The sequence below is a fragment of the Streptomyces sp. NPDC004721 genome, assembly GCF_053601495.1.
Window position 1 is genome coordinate 103,154 of sequence record NZ_JBSGBZ010000001.1, and the last position, 16,570, is coordinate 119,723.

A 16,570-nucleotide genomic window follows, 5' to 3' on the forward strand; every position below is an offset into this window, starting at 1 on the left:
GCAAGGGCTTTGCATCTCTTACCTGTGGACGATTACATTGGTGCACATGACACAGGCCCCCGCACGCCGCCCGGCCACCCGGCGCCGGCACGACCGAGAGATCGTCACGCTGGCCGTACCGGCCTTCGGCGCACTCGTCGCCGAGCCGCTGTTCGTGATGGCCGACAGCGCGATCGTCGGCCATCTCGGCACGGCGCAACTCGCCGGACTCGGTATCGCCTCGGCCCTTCTGACCACCGCCGTCAGCATCTTCGTCTTCCTCGCCTACGCCACCACGGCGGCCGTCGCCCGCCGCGTCGGCGCGGGCGACATCCGGGCAGCCATCCGCCAGGGCATGGACGGCATCTGGCTGGCACTGCTGCTCGGGGCCGCCGTCATCGCGGTCGTCCTGCCCACCGCGCCCGCCCTGGTGGACCTCTTCGGCGCCTCGCACACGGCGGCACCGTATGCGACGACCTATCTGCGCATCTCCTCGCTCGGCATTCCGGCCATGCTCATCGTGCTGGCCGCGACCGGAGTCCTTCGTGGGCTTCAGGACACCCGGACGCCGCTGTATGTCGCCGTCGCCGGGTTCGTCGCCAACGCTGCCCTCAATGTCGGGCTCGTCTATGGTGCCGGACTCGGCATCGCGGGCTCGGCCTGGGGCACCGTCATCGCCCAGTGCGGCATGGCGTTGGTCTATCTCTATGTGGTTGTCCGTGGAGCCCGCCGGCACCACGCCTCCCTGCGGCCCGATCGGGCCGGTATCAGGGCGTCCGCACAGGCCGGTGCCCCGCTGCTCGTCCGTACGCTCTCCCTGCGGGCGATCCTGATGATCGCCACGGCCGTGGCGGCCCGCCTCGGTGACGCGGACATCGCCGCCCACCAGATCGTCCTGTCCCTGTGGAGCCTGCTCGCGTTCGCCCTCGACGCCATCGCGATCGCCGGACAGGCCATCATCGGCCGTTATCTCGGCGCCAACGATCCGGAGGGCGCTCGCGAGGCCTGCCGGCGCATGGTGCAGTGGGGGATAGCCGTCGGCTTCGCCCTCGGGCTCCTGGTGATCCTGAGCCGACCGCTCTTCCTGTCGCTGTTCACCAGTGACGCCCTCGTCAAGGACACGGCACTGGCCGCACTGCTCCTGGTGGCGTTCTCCCAGCCGATCTGCGGCGTGGTCTTCGTCCTGGACGGTGCGCTGATGGGCGCGGGGGACGGACCGTATCTCGCCGGCGCCATGCTGGTGACCTTGGCGGTCTTCACACCTGTGGCGTTGCTCGTTCCCGTTCTGGGCGGCGGGCTCACCGCGCTCTGGACGGCCATGACGTTGATGATGACCGTGCGGATGCTGACGCTGTGGCTGCGTTCCCGCTCGGGCCGCTGGATCGTCACAGGTGCGACACGCTGACCGTTTCACGTGAAACACCGCGGGCCGCCACGTTTCACGTGAAACGTGGTTTCCCGCTCCCCTGACCTCAGCGCCACTGACCTCAGTCACGCGGAAGGTGCCGCATCCTTGACGGATGCGGCACCTTCACGACTGCTCAAGCCGAGCGGAGTGCCTTACGCGGCAACGACCTCGATGCTGACCTTGGCGGCAACCTCGGGGTGCAGACGCACGGACGTCTCGTGACCGCCCAGGGTCTTGATCGGCGCGCCCAGCTCGATGCGGCGCTTGTCGACCTCGGGACCGCCGGCAGCCTTGATCGCCGAGGCGACGTCGGCCGGGGTGATGGAACCGAACAGGCGGCCAGAGTCGCCGGAGCGGACGGCCAGGCGGACCTTCACGCCCTCGAGCTGGGCCTTGATCTGGTTGGCCTGCTCGATGGTCTGGATCTCGTGGATCTTGCGAGCACGACGGATCTGCTCGACGTCCTTCTCGCCACCCTTGGTCCAGCGGATCGCGAACTTCCGCGGGATCAGGTAGTTGCGAGCGTAGCCGTCCTTGACGTCCACGACGTCGCCCGCGGCACCGAGGCCGGAGACCTCGTGGGTGAGGATGATCTTCATGTGTGGCTCACCCTTCCCTTAGCGCGCGGTGGAGGTGTAGGGCAGCAGCGCCATCTCACGGCTGTTCTTGACAGCCGTGGCGACGTCACGCTGGTGCTGCGTGCAGTTGCCGGTCACGCGACGGGCACGGATCTTGCCGCGGTCGGAAATGAACTTCCGCAGCATGTTCGTGTCCTTGTAGTCCACGTACGTGACCTTGTCCTTGCAGAATGCGCAGACCTTCTTCTTAGGCTTGCGCACAGGCGGCTTCGCCATGGTGTTTCTCCTGTGTGATCAAGAAGTGTGGGTACGGCCCGCCTAGAAGGGGGGCTCGTCCGAGTAGCCGCCACCGCCGCCGGAGCCACCGCCCCAGCCGCCGCCACCCTGGTTGCCACCGGCGGGAGCGCCGGTCGCCCACGGGTCGTCGGCGGGAGCACCGCCGCCCTGCTGGCCGCCACCGGGGCCACCGCCCCAGCCGCCGCCACCCTGGCCGCCGCCACCGCCGCCGCCGTAACCACCCTGACCACCGCGGCCCGAGGTCTTGGTGACCTTGGCCGTGGCGTTGCGCAGGCTGGCACCGACTTCGTCGACGTCCAGCTCGTAGACCGTGCGCTTGACGCCCTCACGGTCCTCGTAGGACCGCTGCTTCAGCCGGCCCTGCACGATGACGCGCATGCCTCGCTGGAGCGACTCGGCGACGTTCTCCGCCGCCTGACGCCAGACCGAGCAGGTGAGGAAGAGGCTCTCGCCGTCCTTCCACTCGTTTGTCTGGCGGTCGAAGGTGCGGGGAGTGGACGCGACGCGGAACTTCGCGACCGCCGCACCGGACGGGGTGAAGCGCAGCTCGGGGTCGTCGACAAGATTGCCGACGACCGTGATGACGGTCTCGCCTGCCATGGGGGAACCTCTCGGCGGGTTTGCTCTGGCTGCTTGCTACTCGATCCCGAGATCAGCTGAGCGAAGGGCTCAGTGGGTCTCGGGGCGGAGGACCTTGGTCCGGAGGACCGACTCGTTCAGGTTCATCTGGCGGTCGAGCTCCTTGACGACCGCAGGCTCGGCCTGCAGGTCGATGACCGAGTAGATGCCCTCGGGCTTCTTCTTGATCTCGTACGAGAGACGACGACGGCCCCAGGTGTCGACCTTCTCGACCTTTCCGCCGCCGTCACGGACGACAGAAAGGAAGTTCTCGATCAGCGGGGAGACAGAACGCTCCTCGAGATCGGGGTCGAGGATGACCATCACCTCGTAGTGACGCATGTGGAACCCACCTCCTCTGGACTCAACGGCCACGGTCGTTCCGTGGCAGGAGGGTTGTGATGCGTACGCAACAGTGCTTGCAGTACATCAGCCGCCACTGACAACGAGGGCCGACTGACGGACTCTCCAGGTTGGCCGTAGCTCAGCCCGGGCAGACACCGTGCAGAACGTACAGACTACCCGCACACCCGCTTCCGGTTGAAATCGGGGCTCCGGACCCGTCAACCTGGACACCTCGGGTGTGCACGGCGCTAGGATGCGCCGCTTTTCGCTGGAGGTGCCCATGGCACAGACGATGCGACCGAACACCGCCGCGGGTGGTGGCCTCTTCGCCACCGACGGCAAGTCCCACCCGGTCCAGGACACCCTGCTCGTGGTGACCCTGGTGCTGGGCGTGCTGGCGTTCATCACCGGGCTCCTCTTCCACAGCCTGCACCTGCTGAGCTCCTGGGCCGGTCTGGTGGGGATCCTCACCGGCGCGTACGGACAGTGGATCTCCGTGACGACGCGCGAGCGCTTCGGGCTGGTCCTCGGCCTCGGCGCCTCCGCGGTCGGTTTCTATCTCGGCCTGGCGCACGGCGGCCTCTTCGGCGGCCTGTTCAGCTGACGCCGGGCACGCCCGGCCGCTCCTTATGGACGGCGTCCGCCGGACACCGCGGACGCCGCCCGTATGACCGCACGCCCGACGCCACGGCGGTGAACAGGCCGGGGCGAAGGTCGCGTGCGGCCAGTCTGCGCGCTCCCAGGGCGCAGTAGGCTTCGGCGCGAGAGCCGGAGCCCCTGTACCCATGGGGACACGCCAGCCCGAGGAGCGCCCCGAATGAGCCTGACCCTGAGGACCATCAGTCGAGAGCAGCATCTGGCCTACATCCAGAACCTGCCCGCGGCGAGTCACATGCAGGTCCCGGCCTGGTCAGAGGTCAAGGCGGAGTGGCGCTCGGAGAACCTGGGCTGGTTCGACGACCGCACCGGCGAACTGGTCGGCGCGGGCCTCGTCCTGTACCGCCAACTGCCCAAGATCAAGCGGTATCTCGCCTACCTGCCTGAGGGCCCGGTCATCAACTGGTTCGCGCCGAATCTCGACGACTGGATCCAGCCGATGCTGGCGCATCTGAAGCAGCAGGGCGCCTTCTCGGTGAAGATGGGCCCGCCGGTGATCATCCGCCGCTGGAACGCCGAGACCATCAAGAAGGGCATCCAGGACTCGGACGTCAAGCGCCTGCGCGACCTGGAGGCCGACTTCATCGAGCCCCGCGCCTTCGAGGTCGCCGACAAACTGCGCCGTATGGGCTGGCAGCAGGGCGAGGACGGCGGCGCCGGGTTCGGCGACGTGCAGCCCCGCTACATCTTTCAGGTACCGCTCGCCAACCGGTCCCTGGAAGAGGTGCACAAGAACTTCAACCAGCTGTGGCGCCGCAACATCAAGAAGGCGGAGAAGGCCGGGGTCGAGGTTGTCCAGGGCGGCTACCAGGACCTCGAGGAATGGCAGCGGCTGTACGAGATCACCGCGGTGCGCGACCACTTCCGGCCCCGCCCGCTGTCGTACTTCCAGCGCATGTGGACGGCCCTCAACACCGAGGACCCCAACCGCATGCGGCTGTACTTCGCCCGGCACAACGGCGTGAACCTGGCAGCGGCGACGATGCTGATCGTCGGCGGGCACGTCTGGTACTCCTACGGCGCCTCCGACAACATCGGCCGTGAGGTCCGGCCCTCGAACGCGATGCAGTGGCGGATGCTGCGCGACGCCTACGCGCTCGGCGCCACCGTCTACGACCTGCGCGGCATCTCCGACTCGCTGGACGAGACCGACCACCTCTTCGGCCTGATCCAGTTCAAGGTCGGCACCGGCGGCCAGGCCGCCGAGTACCTCGGGGAGTGGGACTTCCCGCTGAACAAGCTGCTCCACAAGGCGCTCGACATCTACATGTCGCGCCGCTGACCTGACGCTCTTCGCTTCGACCCCGTCGACACCTTCCATACTTCTGATACACCGCACCCCCGAGAAAGGTTCCAGGTCCGGCCATGGCGCTCACGCTCTACGTCGACACCGCGCGCTGGCGGGCGCACCACAAGCACGTGCAGGAGCAGTTCCCCGGGCTGGTCCCGGTCTGCAAGGGCAACGGCTACGGATTCGGGCACGAGCGGCTGGCGGAGGAGGCCACCCGGCTGGGCTCCGACATCCTCGCCGTCGGCACGACGTACGAGGCCGCCCGCATCAAGGACTTCTTCAGCGGTGACCTGCTGGTGCTGACGCCCTACCGCCGGGGCGAGGAACCGGTGCCGCTGCCCGACCGTGTGATCCGCTCGGTGTCGTCGATCGACGGGGTGTACGGCCTCGTCGGGGCCCGTGTCGTCATCGAGGTGATGTCCTCGATGAAGCGGCACGGCATCAGCGAGCAGGACCTGCCGCAACTGCACGCCGCCATCGAGAACGTCCGGCTGGAGGGCTTCGCCATCCATCTGCCGCTGGACCGCACGGACGGTTCGGACGCCGTGGAGGAGGTCATCGGCTGGATGGACCGGCTGCGCGCGGCCCGCCTGCCGCTGCACACGATGTTCGTCAGCCACCTCAAGGCGGAGGAACTCGCCCGGTTGCAGCAGCAGTTCCCGCAGACGCAGTTCCGTGCCCGCATCGGCACGCGGCTCTGGCTGGGGGACCACGAGGCCACCGAGTACCGCGGCGCGGTCCTGGACGTCACGCGGGTCACCAAGGGCGACCGTTTCGGCTACCGCCAGCAGAAGGCGGCCTCGGACGGCTTCCTGGTCGTCGTGGCGGGCGGTACGTCGCACGGGGTGGGTCTGGAGGCCCCCAAGGCGCTGCACGGCGTCATGCCGCGCGCCAAGGGCGTCGCCCGCGCCGGCCTGGCCACGGTGAACCGCAACCTCTCCCCGTTCGTCTGGAGCGGCAAGCAGCGCTGGTTCGCGGAGCCGCCGCACATGCAGGTGTCGATCCTGTTCGTTCCCTCGGACGCACAAGAGCCCAAGGTCGGTGACGAGTTGGTGGCCCATCTGCGCCACACCACCACGCAGTTCGACCGGCTCATGGACCACTGAGCAGTCCCCCGAGCACCCGTTCTCGTACGAAAGGCCGTATCCGGCAGTGCCGGGTACGGCCTTTCGCACGACCTCCTGAAACCCTGTTCGCTCAGAGCGAACCACCCTGGGAGGCCGACGTGCCCTGTCCGCCCCACTCCACCTGCGGCCCGCCGAAGTCCGCCTCCCGGTGCGGCGGACGGGCCCGGGTGCCGAGGACGAAGACGTCCTCGGCACCGTCGAGGACACCGCCCGAGGGGTCGTCGTCGCCGGCGCGGCGCACCACGTCCCGCTCCGGCATGAGGATGTCGCGCACGACGACCGCGCACAGGTACAGCGTGCCCAGCAGGTGCACGACGATCGCCCAGTGGTAACCGTCGGTCGGCAGGCCCTTGTGGGCGTCTCCGCTGGTCGTGTACGCCAGGTACATCCAGATGCCGAAGAAGTACGCCACCTCGCAGACCTGCCAGATCAGGAAGTCCCGCCACTTGGGACGGGCCAGTGCGGCCAGCGGGACGAGCCACAGGACGTACTGCGGCGAGTAGACCTTGTTGGTGACGATGAAGGCCGCCACGATCAGGAAGGCGAGCTGGGCGAAGCGCGGACGGCGCGGGGCGTACAGCGTCAGCATCGCGATACCGAGGGCGCACAGCACCACCAGCAGCGTGGCCGTGGTGTTGACGAAGTCGGTGCTCGGCGGACTGCTCGAGTTCTGGGCCCAGATGAGCCAGAAGGAGCCGAAGTCGACGCCCCGGTCATGGCTGAACTTGTAGAACTGCCACCAGCCCTCCGAGGCGAAGGCCATCACCGGCAGGTTCACCACCAGCCAGGTGACGACGGCGCCCGCCAGGGCCCTGCCGAAGTCGCGCCACTTCCCCGCCCGCCAGCACAGCACGAACAGCGGGCCGAGCAGGAAGACGGGATAGAGCTTGGCGGCCGTGGCGAGGCCCAGCAGGACACCGAAGGCGACCGAGCGCCCGCGGGACCACATCAGCATCGCGGCGGCCGTGAGGGCGACCGCCAGCAGGTCCCAGTTGATGGTGGCGGTCAACGCGAAGGCCGGCGCGAGGGCGACCAGCAGGCCGTCCCACGGCCGCCGGGTGTGTGTGCGGGCCACGCAGACGGCGATGACGGCCGCGCACACCATCAGCATCCCGGCGTTGACCATCCAGTACCACTGTTCCTGGTGCTGGATGCTGCCGCTGTGCGGGGTCAGCCAGGAGGCCACCTCCATGAACACCCCGGTCAGTACGGGGTACTCCAGGTACGGCATGTCGCCGGGAAGCTTGTCGAAGTAGGGCACGAGGCCCTCGGCGAAGCCACGCCCCTGGTAGAGGTGCGGAATGTCCGAGTAGCAGGCCTTCGTGTACTGCGAACTCGCACCGAAGAACCAGGCGCCGTGGTAGCAGGGCACCTTCTGGACCAGGCCGAGGGCGAACATGCCGATCGCGACGAGCGCGACGACCCGTACGGGGGTCCACCAGGACTTCCCGAGCAGGGCACGCCGCCCGACAGGACCGCCGATCAGCTCACTGCCGGCCGCCGCGACCTCGTCCTCCTTGGTGGGCCGCACCGGGTTCGGCTCGTGCACGCTCGCTTGCGTCGATTCAGCACTGGGCATGGGGCACATCCTGCCGTACACGTCCGGGAAGCGCCGAGGGCCGCCGCACCCGGCAGGTGCGGCGGCCCTCGTTTCACGTGAAACGCCCTCGTGGGACGGTCAGGCGGCTAGTTGGTCGGGCCTCCGAAGAAGCCTCCGTTGCCGTTGCCCCGGTTGCCGCCTCCGTTTCCGTTGCCGCTGCCTGAATCGGTCGGTGACGGCGTCGGGGTGAGGCCTCCGTCCACACCGCCGTCGCCCGTACCACCGCCGTTGCCGTTGCCGTTGCCGTCGCAGCCGAAGAAGCCGCAGCGCGACTTGGACGGCGAGGGGGTCGGGCTGGGCTCGACCTCGCTGGGCGTGGGAGACGGCGTCGGGCTGGCCTCCTCGGTCGGGGTGGCCGAGGGCGTCGGCGTGGGGCTGGGCACCGGGTTGACGATCTCGCCGATGGGCTCGGGCTTCGGGAACTTCTCGACCGGCGTACCCTGGAGCGCCTCCAGCATGTAGTCGTGCCAGATCTCGGACGGGAACGAGGCGCCGTGGATCTTGTCCTGGCCACCCGTGCCGTACATCTTCTCGAACTTGCGCGACTTGTTCTTCTCGTTGTCGTCCAGCCGGAACATGCCGATCGCCGTGGACAGCTGCGGGGTGTACCCGACGAACCAGGCGGACTTGTTTCCGTCCGTGGTACCGGTCTTGCCGGCCACCTCACGCCCGGGCAGCTGGGCGTTTTTGCCCGTACCCTTCTCGACCACGGTCTTGAGGATGTCCGTGACGTTGTCGGCGACCGCCGACGTGAAGGCCTGCGTGGGCTTGCCCTCGTGCTCGTAGATCTTCCCGTCCTTGTCCTTGACCTCCAGGACGGAGAACGGGTCGTTCTGCTCACCACTCTTGGCGAAGGTGGCGTAGGCGCCCGCCATGCGGATGGCGCTGGGGTCGGAGATGCCGATGGAGAAGGACGGGAAGCTGGTGCCGGTCAGGCTGTTCTCCTTCAGACCGGCGTCGAGGGCGGCCTGCTTGACCTTGTCGAGACCGACGTCCATGCCGAGCTGCACGAAGGCGGAGTTCACCGACCACTGCATCGCCTCGCGCAGGTCGATCATGTAGCTCGGGGGCTTTCCGCGCGACTCGTTACCGTCGTTGGTCTGCAGCCACTCCTTGTCCTTCTCATTCGTCCAGACGGTCCCGTCATACCTCTTGATCTTGAGCTTGTTCTTACCGCTGAACCGGCTCTTGGGCGACACCTGCGTGCGTTCGTCCTGTGGCTGCGACTCGCCCCCGCTGGGGTCGCGGACGCCGTCCCGCATGGCCGCGGCCAGCACGAACGGCTTGAAGGTCGAGCCGACCTGGGCACCGGTCGCGTCGGCGTTGTTGGTGAAGTGCCTGGTCGCGTCCTCACCGCCGTAGATCGCCACGATGGCACCCGTCTTCGCGTCCACCGAGGCTCCGCCGAACTGGACGTGCGTGTCCGTCTTCGGGCGCAGCTTGGGGTCGATGTTGGCCTTCTGGACCTTCTTGACCGCGTTTTCGAGCTTCGTGACCTTCTTCTTGTCGAAGGTCGTCTTGATCGTGTATCCGCCCAGCCGCAGCTTGTCCGCGGTGATGCCGGTCTCGTCGCTGTGGGTGACCAGATAGCTGTTGGCCAGGTCCACGAGGTAGCCGGTCTGACCGCTCAGCTGGGTGTTCGACCGCGGGTTCTTCCAGTCGGGGAGCTTGGTGTACTTGGCCCGCTCGGTGGGGCTCAGATGCTTGCCCTCGACCATCTTGTTGAGCGTGTCCTGCATCTGCTGCAGGGCCCGGGCGGAGTTCTTCTCCGCGGTGGCTCCGGTGGGGTCGATGGAGGTCTGGCCCGCCGGGTCGTAGTACGCCGCGCCTTTGAGCATCGCGGACAGGAAGGCGCACTCGCCCGGGTTCAGCTGGATGGCTTCCTTGTTGAAATAGGCGCGTGAGGCCGCCTGGATCCCGTAGGCACCCCGGCCGTAGTAGGCCGAGTTCAGGTAGCCCTCGAGGATCTCCTGCTTTTTGACAGTGGTGCCCACCTTGATCGAGATGAAGATCTCCTTGAACTTACGGGAGATCGTCTGCGACTGGTCGTCCAGCCTCGCGTTCTTCACGTACTGCTGGGTGATGGTGGAACCACCCTGGGTCTGGCCGCCGGTGGCCATGTTGAAGAACGCGCGGGCGATGCCCTTGGGGTCGATGCCGCTGTCGGAGTAGAAGCTCTTGTTCTCCTGGGAGATGACCGCCCACTGCATCGCCTCGGGGATCTGCGACAGGTTGACGATCTGCCGGTTCGTCTCACCACCCGTCGAGACCATCGGCGTGTTGTCGGACCAGAGGTAGACGTTGTTCTGCGCGGTCGCGGTCTGGGCGACATCGGGCACGCCCACCATGGCGTACCCGATGCCGGCGACCGCCACCAGACTCCCGACGAAGCCGATGAACAGCCCCGTCACGAGCTTCCAGGACGGCGTCCAGCGGCGCCATCCATCCTTGCCCGCGCGCGGATAGTCGACGATCCGGTTCTTGGCGGGCGGCGCCGCCCGGCCACGTCCGCGCCCGGGCCCGTTCGGGCCGCCGGGGCCGGCGGGCCGGCCCCGGCGACCGCCACCTCTCTGCGCCGCCCGCCGAGCGGCGGCACGACCCTCGTACGGGCGCTCCTCACCTCCCGCGCCATACGAACCCGACCCCGGACCCGGTCCTTGGGAACCGGATCCATAGGAATCGGCAGGGGATCCGCTGGCGCCTCGCGGTGCCGCGCGGCGGCCGGGGGACGAGCCGGACTGGCCGCGTCGGGCCGCGGCACGTCCGCCTCCCTGCGGCTGCGGCGGTTTGCGACGGTGCTCGCTCATCGAACGATTACTCCTCGGGCAGGCGCACCCTTGCGCGCCTGGAAACGGCGGCTGGTTTCCGGTCCCCCCGAAGTACGGATGTGGTCGGTCACGTATTCACCCGTACCGCACCGGGGACGAGGACGTCCCCCAGGCGTCACTTGGTTCCCGGCGGTGTGCATGGCGCACAGACTACGCACTGGCAAAACCCGCTGAGCCTCGAAGTTCACCCCAAATCAGGCAACTTGCCTCCGACTGACCTGCGATGTGATCCCGTTCACCCTGCCCCCTCTTGTCGCATCCGGGGCTGGGATCTATCGTCGTGATGTATCGAGTCGATACATCAGCGCGAGATAAGCATCGCCATGGCACCCGGAGCGGCACCCGCCGCCGCCGGTTCGTGGGAGAGAGGAGGCGACGATGGGCCGGCGTTCCGGCATCCTCGAGTTCGCCGTTCTCGGTCTGCTCCGCGAATCTCCGATGCACGGCTACGAGCTGCGCAAACGACTTAATACGTCACTGGGTGTGTTCCGTGCGTTCAGCTACGGGACGCTCTATCCCTGCCTCAAGACGCTGGTCGCCAACGGCTGGTTGATCGAGGAGCCGGGGAACGCTCCTGAGGACGCCGTCTCCGCCGCGCTCGCAGGGCGCCGCGCCAAAATCGTCTACCGGTTGACGGCCGAAGGTAAGGAGCACTTCGAGGAGCTGCTCTCGCAGACCGGCCCCGACACGTACGAGGACGAGCACTTCGCCGCGCGCTTCGCCTTCTTCGGGCAGACGTCGCGCGACGTACGCATGCGCGTGCTGGAGGGCCGCCGCAGCCGGCTGGAGGAGCGTCTGGAGAAGATGCGCGCCTCTCTGGCACGCACCCGGGAGCGCCTCGACGACTACACACTCGAGCTCCAGCGCCACGGAATGGAGTCCGTGGAGCGCGAAGTGCGCTGGCTGAACGAGCTCATCGAGAGCGAGCGGGCCGGGCGGGACCTCAAGGGTTCCGCCTCCGGGGGACCCGCGTCGCTGGACACCACCACTGGAGCGACGGGCGGCCTGCCCCGGTCCGGGGAGTCTCCCCGGCCGGATACGCCCGACGACACCGCCACGTGAGGTCCCGTCGGGGCTTCACCGATTACACACAGGGAGCAACCGGAATGGGTTCGGTTCGCGTAGCCATCGTCGGCGTGGGCAACTGCGCCGCGTCGCTGGTGCAGGGCGTCGAGTACTACAAGGACGCCGACCCGGCGTCGAAGGTCCCGGGCCTCATGCACGTGCAGTTCGGCGACTACCACGTGCGTGACATCGAGTTCGTCGCCGCCTTCGACGTCGACGCGAAGAAGGTCGGCCTGGACCTCGCGGACGCCATCGGCGCCTCCGAGAACAACACCATCAAGATCTGCGACGTGCCCAGCACCGGTGTGACGGTTCAGCGCGGCCACACCCTCGACGGTCTCGGCAAGTACTACCGGGAGACCATCGAGGAGTCCGCCGAGGCCCCGGTCGACGTCGTCCAGGTCCTCAAGGACAAGCAGATCGACGTCCTGGTCTGCTACCTGCCCGTGGGCTCCGAGCACGCGGCGAAGTTCTACGCCCAGTGCGCCATCGAGGCCAAGGTCGCCTTCGTCAACGCGCTCCCGGTCTTCATCGCCGGCACCAAGGAGTGGGCGGACAAGTTCACCGAGGCGGGCGTCCCGATCGTCGGCGACGACATCAAGTCGCAGGTCGGCGCGACCATCACGCACCGCGTCATGGCGAAGCTGTTCGAGGACCGCGGTGTCATCCTGGACCGCACCATGCAGCTGAACGTCGGCGGCAACATGGACTTCAAGAACATGCTGGAGCGCGACCGCCTGGAGTCCAAGAAGATCTCCAAGACGCAGGCCGTCACCTCCCAGATCCCCGACCGGGACCTCGGCGAGAAGAACGTCCACATCGGCCCGTCCGACTACGTGGCCTGGCTCGACGACCGCAAGTGGGCCTACGTCCGCCTCGAGGGCCGCGCCTTCGGCGACGTCCCGCTGAGCCTGGAGTACAAGCTCGAGGTCTGGGACTCCCCGAACTCCGCCGGTGTCATCATCGACGCCCTGCGCGCCGCGAAGATCGCCAAGGACCGGGGCATCGGCGGTCCGATCCTGTCGGCGTCCTCGTACTTCATGAAGTCCCCGCCGGTGCAGTACTTCGACGACGAGGCCCGCGAGAACGTGGAGAAGTTCATCCGCGGCGAGGTCGAGCGCTAGAGAGCGCTTCGCAAAACCGCTCCTGCCAGGGCTGTTGGGCCCCCGTCCGTGTACGCCGTGCGTGCACGGACGGGGGCCCTCCCACATGTGAGGCTGTGCTCCATGGCCGTCGTCCGTGACCTGCGTGTCCTGCTGCGCCTGAGGAACTTCAGACGCCTGCTCGCCGTACGGGTGCTCTCCCAGAGCGCGGACGGCGTCTACCAGGTCGCGCTCGCCACCTACGTCGTCTTCTCCCCGGAGAAGCAGACCTCGCCCGCCGCGATCGCCTCCGCGATGGCGGTCCTGCTCCTGCCGTACTCCCTGGTCGGCCCCTTCGCAGGCGTCCTGCTGGACCGCTGGCGCCGCCGTCAGGTCTTCCTCTACGGCAACCTGGCGCGTGCCGTGATGGCGACCGCCACGGCCGTGCTGATGGTCGCCGCCGTGCCGGACTGGCTGTTCTACGTCTCCGCGCTGTGCGTCACCGCCGTCAACCGCTTCGTCCTCGCCGGCCTGTCGGCCGCGCTGCCACGCGTCGTCGACGCCGAGCGGCTGGTGATGGCCAACTCGCTGTCGCCGACCGCCGGCTCCCTGGCCGCGTTCGCGGGTGGCGGTCTCGCCTTCGTCGTACGGCTGGTGGGAGCGGACTCCGACGCGGCCGTGGTGCTGCTGGGGGCCGCCCTGTACCTGTGCGCGGCCCTGACCTCGCTGCTCATGGCACCGGATCTGCTCGGGCCCGACCGGGAACCGGAGCGGACCCGGCTGGGCGCGGCACTGACCGTCACCGCACGCGATCTGATGGCGGCTGTACGGCACCTCGCCGCACCGTCCCGGCGGCAGGCCGCCTGGGCACTGGCCTCGATGACGCTGATGCGGTTCTGCTACGGGGCACTGACCGTCATGGTGCTGATGCTGTGCCGCTACGGCCTGACCTCGAACACACGGGAGGGACTGCGTCTGCTCGGGCTGGCGCTGGCCCTCTCGGGCGCCGGGTTCTTCGCGGCGGCCGTGATGACACCGTGGGCGGCGGGCCGGCTCGGACCGGCCCGCTGGATCGCCGTGTGCGCCGGCTCCGCCGCGGTTCTCGAGCCCGCCCTGGGTCTGCCCTTCGCCACCGGCCCCCTGCTCGTCGCGGCGTTCGTGCTGGGGCTGACCACCCAGGGAGCGAAGATCTCCACGGACACGATGGTGCAGTCCGCGGTCGACGACGGCTTCCGCGGCCGGATCTTTTCCGTGTACGACGTGCTGTTCAACGTGGCGTTCGTCGGCGCCGCGGGGTTCGCCGCGCTGATGCTGCCACCCGACGGCCGCTCGGCCGTGCTCGTCGTCATGATCGCCGCGATCTACGGAGCAGTTGCGGTCACTATGACCCGCTTTGCGGGCAAATAAGTGTCACATCAATGCCACAGAGTCCCAGTGGGCTACAGCAGTGTCAGTCATGGCCTGTAACTTACGTGCGTCTTATTTCGACGGCATGTTCCTGCCATCATGCCCAAGTTCCAGGGGGACCCCCAAGTGACCACTCCGCCGCCCCAGGGCCAGAACCCGCACGCCCAGGCGCCCACCGCTCCCATGGGGCAGCAGCCCGGTCAGCCCGGATCCCCGCAGCAGCCCTACCCGCCGCAGGCTCCGTACGCCCCCTTCCCCCAGCAACAGGGTGCACCGGTCCCGCCGCCCGTTCCGCCGAAGTCCGGGGCCAAGAAGGCGCTGGGCATCATGATGGCGATCGTCGTCGCTGTCGCCATCTTCCTCGTCAAGTTCGGCATCGGCTGGTGGTTCAGCCAGAACGACGCCGAGACGACCTCGGTGGGCGCCTGCCTGCACAACAAGGGAACCGACTCCAACCCCGACCTCAAGGAGGTCGGCTGCTCGTCCAGTGAGGCCGAGTACAAGGTGGTCCAGAAGTTCGACGGCTCCTCCGACGAGGACAAGTGCGAAGGCGTCAAGGGGTGGACCATCTCCTACGTCCAGTCTGGAGGCGGGCACGACGTGGTGCTGTGCCTGAAGGAGACGCAGTAACACCCGCATGACCCATGACTGAGGGGCGATGTTTCACGTGAAACATCGCCCCTTGGCGTTTCCCGGGCCCGTGTTTCACGTGAAACACGGGCCCTCTTCACACGATCTCAGCCCTACTCCTCCTGCTCGGCCCACCACTCCTTGAGGGCCGCCACCGCCGCATCGTGCTCCATCGGGCCGTTCTCGAGGCGGAGCTCCAGCAGGTACTTGTACGCCTTGCCGACGGCCGGGCCGGGCTTGACGCCCAGGATCTCCATGATCTGGTTGCCGTCGAGGTCCGGGCGGATCGCGTCGAGTTCTTCCCGCTCCTGGAGCTGGGCGATGCGCTCCTCCAGACCGTCGTACGCCCGGGACAGCGCGGCCGCCTTGCGCTTGTTGCGGGTGGTGCAGTCCGAGCGGGTCAGCTTGTGGAGACGGTCGAGCAGCGGGCCGGCATCACGGACGTAGCGGCGGACAGCCGAGTCCGTCCACTCGCCCGTGCCGTAGCCGTGGAACCGCAGGTGGAGTTCGACCAGCCGTGAAACGTCCTTCACCAGCTCGTTGGAGTACTTCAGCGCGATCATGCGCTTCTTGGTCATCTTCGCGCCGACCACCTCGTGATGGTGGAAGGAGACCCGGCCGTCCTTCTCGAAGCGGCGCGTGCGCGGCTTGCCGATGTCATGCAGAAGGGCAGCGAGGCGGAGGGCCAGGTCGGGTTCCTCCTCCAGCGCCATCGCCTGCTCCAGCACGATCAGCGTGTGGTCGTAGACATCCTTGTGCCGGTGGTGCTCATCGCTCTCCAGGCGGAGGGCGGGCAGCTCGGGCAGGACATGGCCGGCGAGACCGGTGTCGACGAGCAGGGTCAGGCCCTTGCGCGGGTGGGCCGACAGGATCAGCTTGTTCAACTCGTCCCGGACCCGCTCCGCCGAGACGATCTCGATGCGCCCCGCCATGTCCTTGATCGCCGTGACGACCTCGGGGGCGACGTCGAAGTCGAGCTGGGCGGCGAAGCGCGCGGCCCGCATCATGCGCAGCGGATCGTCGGAGAAGGACTCCTCGGGTGTGCCCGGGGTGCGCAGCACACGCGCCTCGAGGTCGCCGATCCCGCCGTGCGGGTCGATGAACGTCTTCTCCGGCAGCGCCACGGCCATGGCGTTGACCGTGAAGTCACGGCGGACGAGGTCCTCCTCGATGGAGTCGCCGTACGACACCTCGGGCTTGCGCGAGGAGCGGTCGTAGGCCTCGGACCGGTAGGTGGTCACCTCGATCTGGAAGCACCGGTCGGCGTCCCCGACGCGGGCCTGCTTCTGCACCCCGACCGTGCCGAAGGCGATCCCGACCTCCCAGACGGCGTCCGCCCATGGCCGCACGATCTTCAGTACGTCCTCGGGGCGGGCGTCGGTCGTGAAGTCCAGGTCGTTGCCGAGCCGGCCGAGCAGCGCGTCCCGGACCGAGCCTCCGACCAGGGCGAGGGAGAACCCGGCCTCCTGGAAACGGCGCGCGAGCTCGTCGGCGACGGGGGCCACCCGCAGCAACTCGCTCACCGCGCGCTGCTGCACCTGGTTCAGGGCAGGGGAAGTGTCTTCGTTGGCGTTCGGCACAACAGAAAAGGGTACGTGGCCCGGGCACTGGACCGCGCCGTCATTGTTCGGGCACGGGGCTCGGCCGGTCCGCCGGAA

15 protein-coding genes are annotated in these 16,570 nt (G+C 68.1%); 8 read left to right on the top strand and 7 right to left on the bottom strand.

Annotation, left to right across the window (positions count from 1 at the left end):
- Nucleotides 1–46 precede the first annotated feature (46 nt).
- Nucleotides 47–1,384 (top strand): MATE family efflux transporter, encoded by a 1,338-nt coding sequence (locus tag ACWEK3_RS00510; RefSeq protein ID WP_450540289.1) that lies wholly within the window; start codon nt 47–49, stop codon nt 1,382–1,384.
- A 155-nt stretch (nt 1,385–1,539) separates the two neighbouring features.
- Here ACWEK3_RS00510 and rplI read toward each other — a convergent pair whose 3' ends face one another.
- The 4 genes from rplI to rpsF all read right to left on the bottom strand — a co-directional run bounded on the left by rplI (nt 1,540) and on the right by rpsF (nt 3,222).
- On the bottom strand, nt 1,540–1,986 hold the full coding sequence (rplI, locus tag ACWEK3_RS00515) for a 50S ribosomal protein L9 (protein ID WP_361413596.1): 447 nt from the start codon (nt 1,984–1,986) through the stop codon (nt 1,540–1,542).
- A gap of 18 nt (nt 1,987–2,004) precedes the next feature.
- Nucleotides 2,005–2,241: a 30S ribosomal protein S18 gene (gene rpsR / locus ACWEK3_RS00520; protein WP_003949403.1), complete on the bottom strand. Its 237-nt coding sequence runs from the start codon at nt 2,239–2,241 to the stop codon at nt 2,005–2,007.
- Between the two features lie 42 nt (nt 2,242–2,283).
- Nucleotides 2,284–2,862, bottom strand: coding sequence for a single-stranded DNA-binding protein (locus tag ACWEK3_RS00525; protein ID WP_450540287.1), 579 nt, complete (start codon nt 2,860–2,862; stop codon nt 2,284–2,286).
- Between the two features lie 69 nt (nt 2,863–2,931).
- Nucleotides 2,932–3,222, bottom strand: coding sequence for a 30S ribosomal protein S6 (rpsF, locus tag ACWEK3_RS00530; RefSeq protein WP_019324683.1), 291 nt, complete (start codon nt 3,220–3,222; stop codon nt 2,932–2,934).
- A 283-nt stretch (nt 3,223–3,505) separates the two neighbouring features.
- Between rpsF and ACWEK3_RS00535 the strand changes: the two genes are divergently transcribed.
- The 3 genes from ACWEK3_RS00535 to ACWEK3_RS00545 all read left to right on the top strand — a co-directional run bounded on the left by ACWEK3_RS00535 (nt 3,506) and on the right by ACWEK3_RS00545 (nt 6,279).
- Nucleotides 3,506–3,829 carry a hypothetical protein gene (locus ACWEK3_RS00535; RefSeq protein WP_358738313.1) on the top strand — a complete coding sequence of 108 codons (324 nt, stop codon included), beginning with the start codon at nt 3,506–3,508 and terminating at the stop codon, nt 3,827–3,829.
- A 213-nt stretch (nt 3,830–4,042) separates the two neighbouring features.
- A complete protein-coding gene (gene femX / locus ACWEK3_RS00540; RefSeq protein WP_365426482.1) occupies nt 4,043–5,164 on the top strand; it encodes a peptidoglycan bridge formation glycyltransferase FemX in 1,122 nt (373 codons plus the stop codon).
- An 83-nt stretch (nt 5,165–5,247) separates the two neighbouring features.
- Complete coding sequence (locus ACWEK3_RS00545) at nt 5,248–6,279, top strand: alanine racemase (RefSeq protein WP_384427140.1); 1,032 nt, start codon at nt 5,248–5,250, stop codon at nt 6,277–6,279.
- Between the two features lie 91 nt (nt 6,280–6,370).
- Here the strand turns inward: ACWEK3_RS00545 and ACWEK3_RS00550 are convergent, their stop codons facing one another.
- Both ACWEK3_RS00550 and ACWEK3_RS00555 read right to left on the bottom strand, forming a co-directional pair.
- Nucleotides 6,371–7,879, bottom strand: a complete 1,509-nt coding sequence (locus tag ACWEK3_RS00550) for a glycosyltransferase family 87 protein (RefSeq protein WP_453248584.1) — start codon at nt 7,877–7,879, stop codon at nt 6,371–6,373.
- 107 nt (nt 7,880–7,986) lie between these two features.
- Entirely contained in the window at nt 7,987–10,707 is a 2,721-nt protein-coding gene (locus ACWEK3_RS00555; RefSeq protein WP_453248585.1) for a transglycosylase domain-containing protein, read from the bottom strand.
- 399 nt (nt 10,708–11,106) lie between these two features.
- On the opposite strand from ACWEK3_RS00555, the gene ACWEK3_RS00560 reads away from it, so the two are divergent.
- From ACWEK3_RS00560 to ACWEK3_RS00575, 4 genes are all read left to right on the top strand, one after another.
- Nucleotides 11,107–11,790 (top strand): PadR family transcriptional regulator, encoded by a 684-nt coding sequence (locus ACWEK3_RS00560; RefSeq protein ID WP_390828855.1) that lies wholly within the window; start codon nt 11,107–11,109, stop codon nt 11,788–11,790.
- 44 nt (nt 11,791–11,834) lie between these two features.
- Nucleotides 11,835–12,917, top strand: a complete 1,083-nt coding sequence (locus ACWEK3_RS00565; protein WP_388728563.1) for an inositol-3-phosphate synthase — start codon at nt 11,835–11,837, stop codon at nt 12,915–12,917.
- Between the two features lie 102 nt (nt 12,918–13,019).
- Entirely contained in the window at nt 13,020–14,282 is a 1,263-nt protein-coding gene (locus ACWEK3_RS00570; protein ID WP_453248586.1) for an MFS transporter, read from the top strand.
- Between the two features lie 99 nt (nt 14,283–14,381).
- Complete coding sequence (locus tag ACWEK3_RS00575) at nt 14,382–14,912, top strand: LppU/SCO3897 family protein (protein WP_390872953.1); 531 nt, start codon at nt 14,382–14,384, stop codon at nt 14,910–14,912.
- 113 nt (nt 14,913–15,025) lie between these two features.
- On the opposite strand, the gene ACWEK3_RS00580 is transcribed toward ACWEK3_RS00575, so the two are convergent.
- A complete protein-coding gene (locus ACWEK3_RS00580) occupies nt 15,026–16,492 on the bottom strand; it encodes a CCA tRNA nucleotidyltransferase (RefSeq protein ID WP_450540277.1) in 1,467 nt (488 codons plus the stop codon).
- Nucleotides 16,493–16,570: the final 78 nt, after the last annotated feature.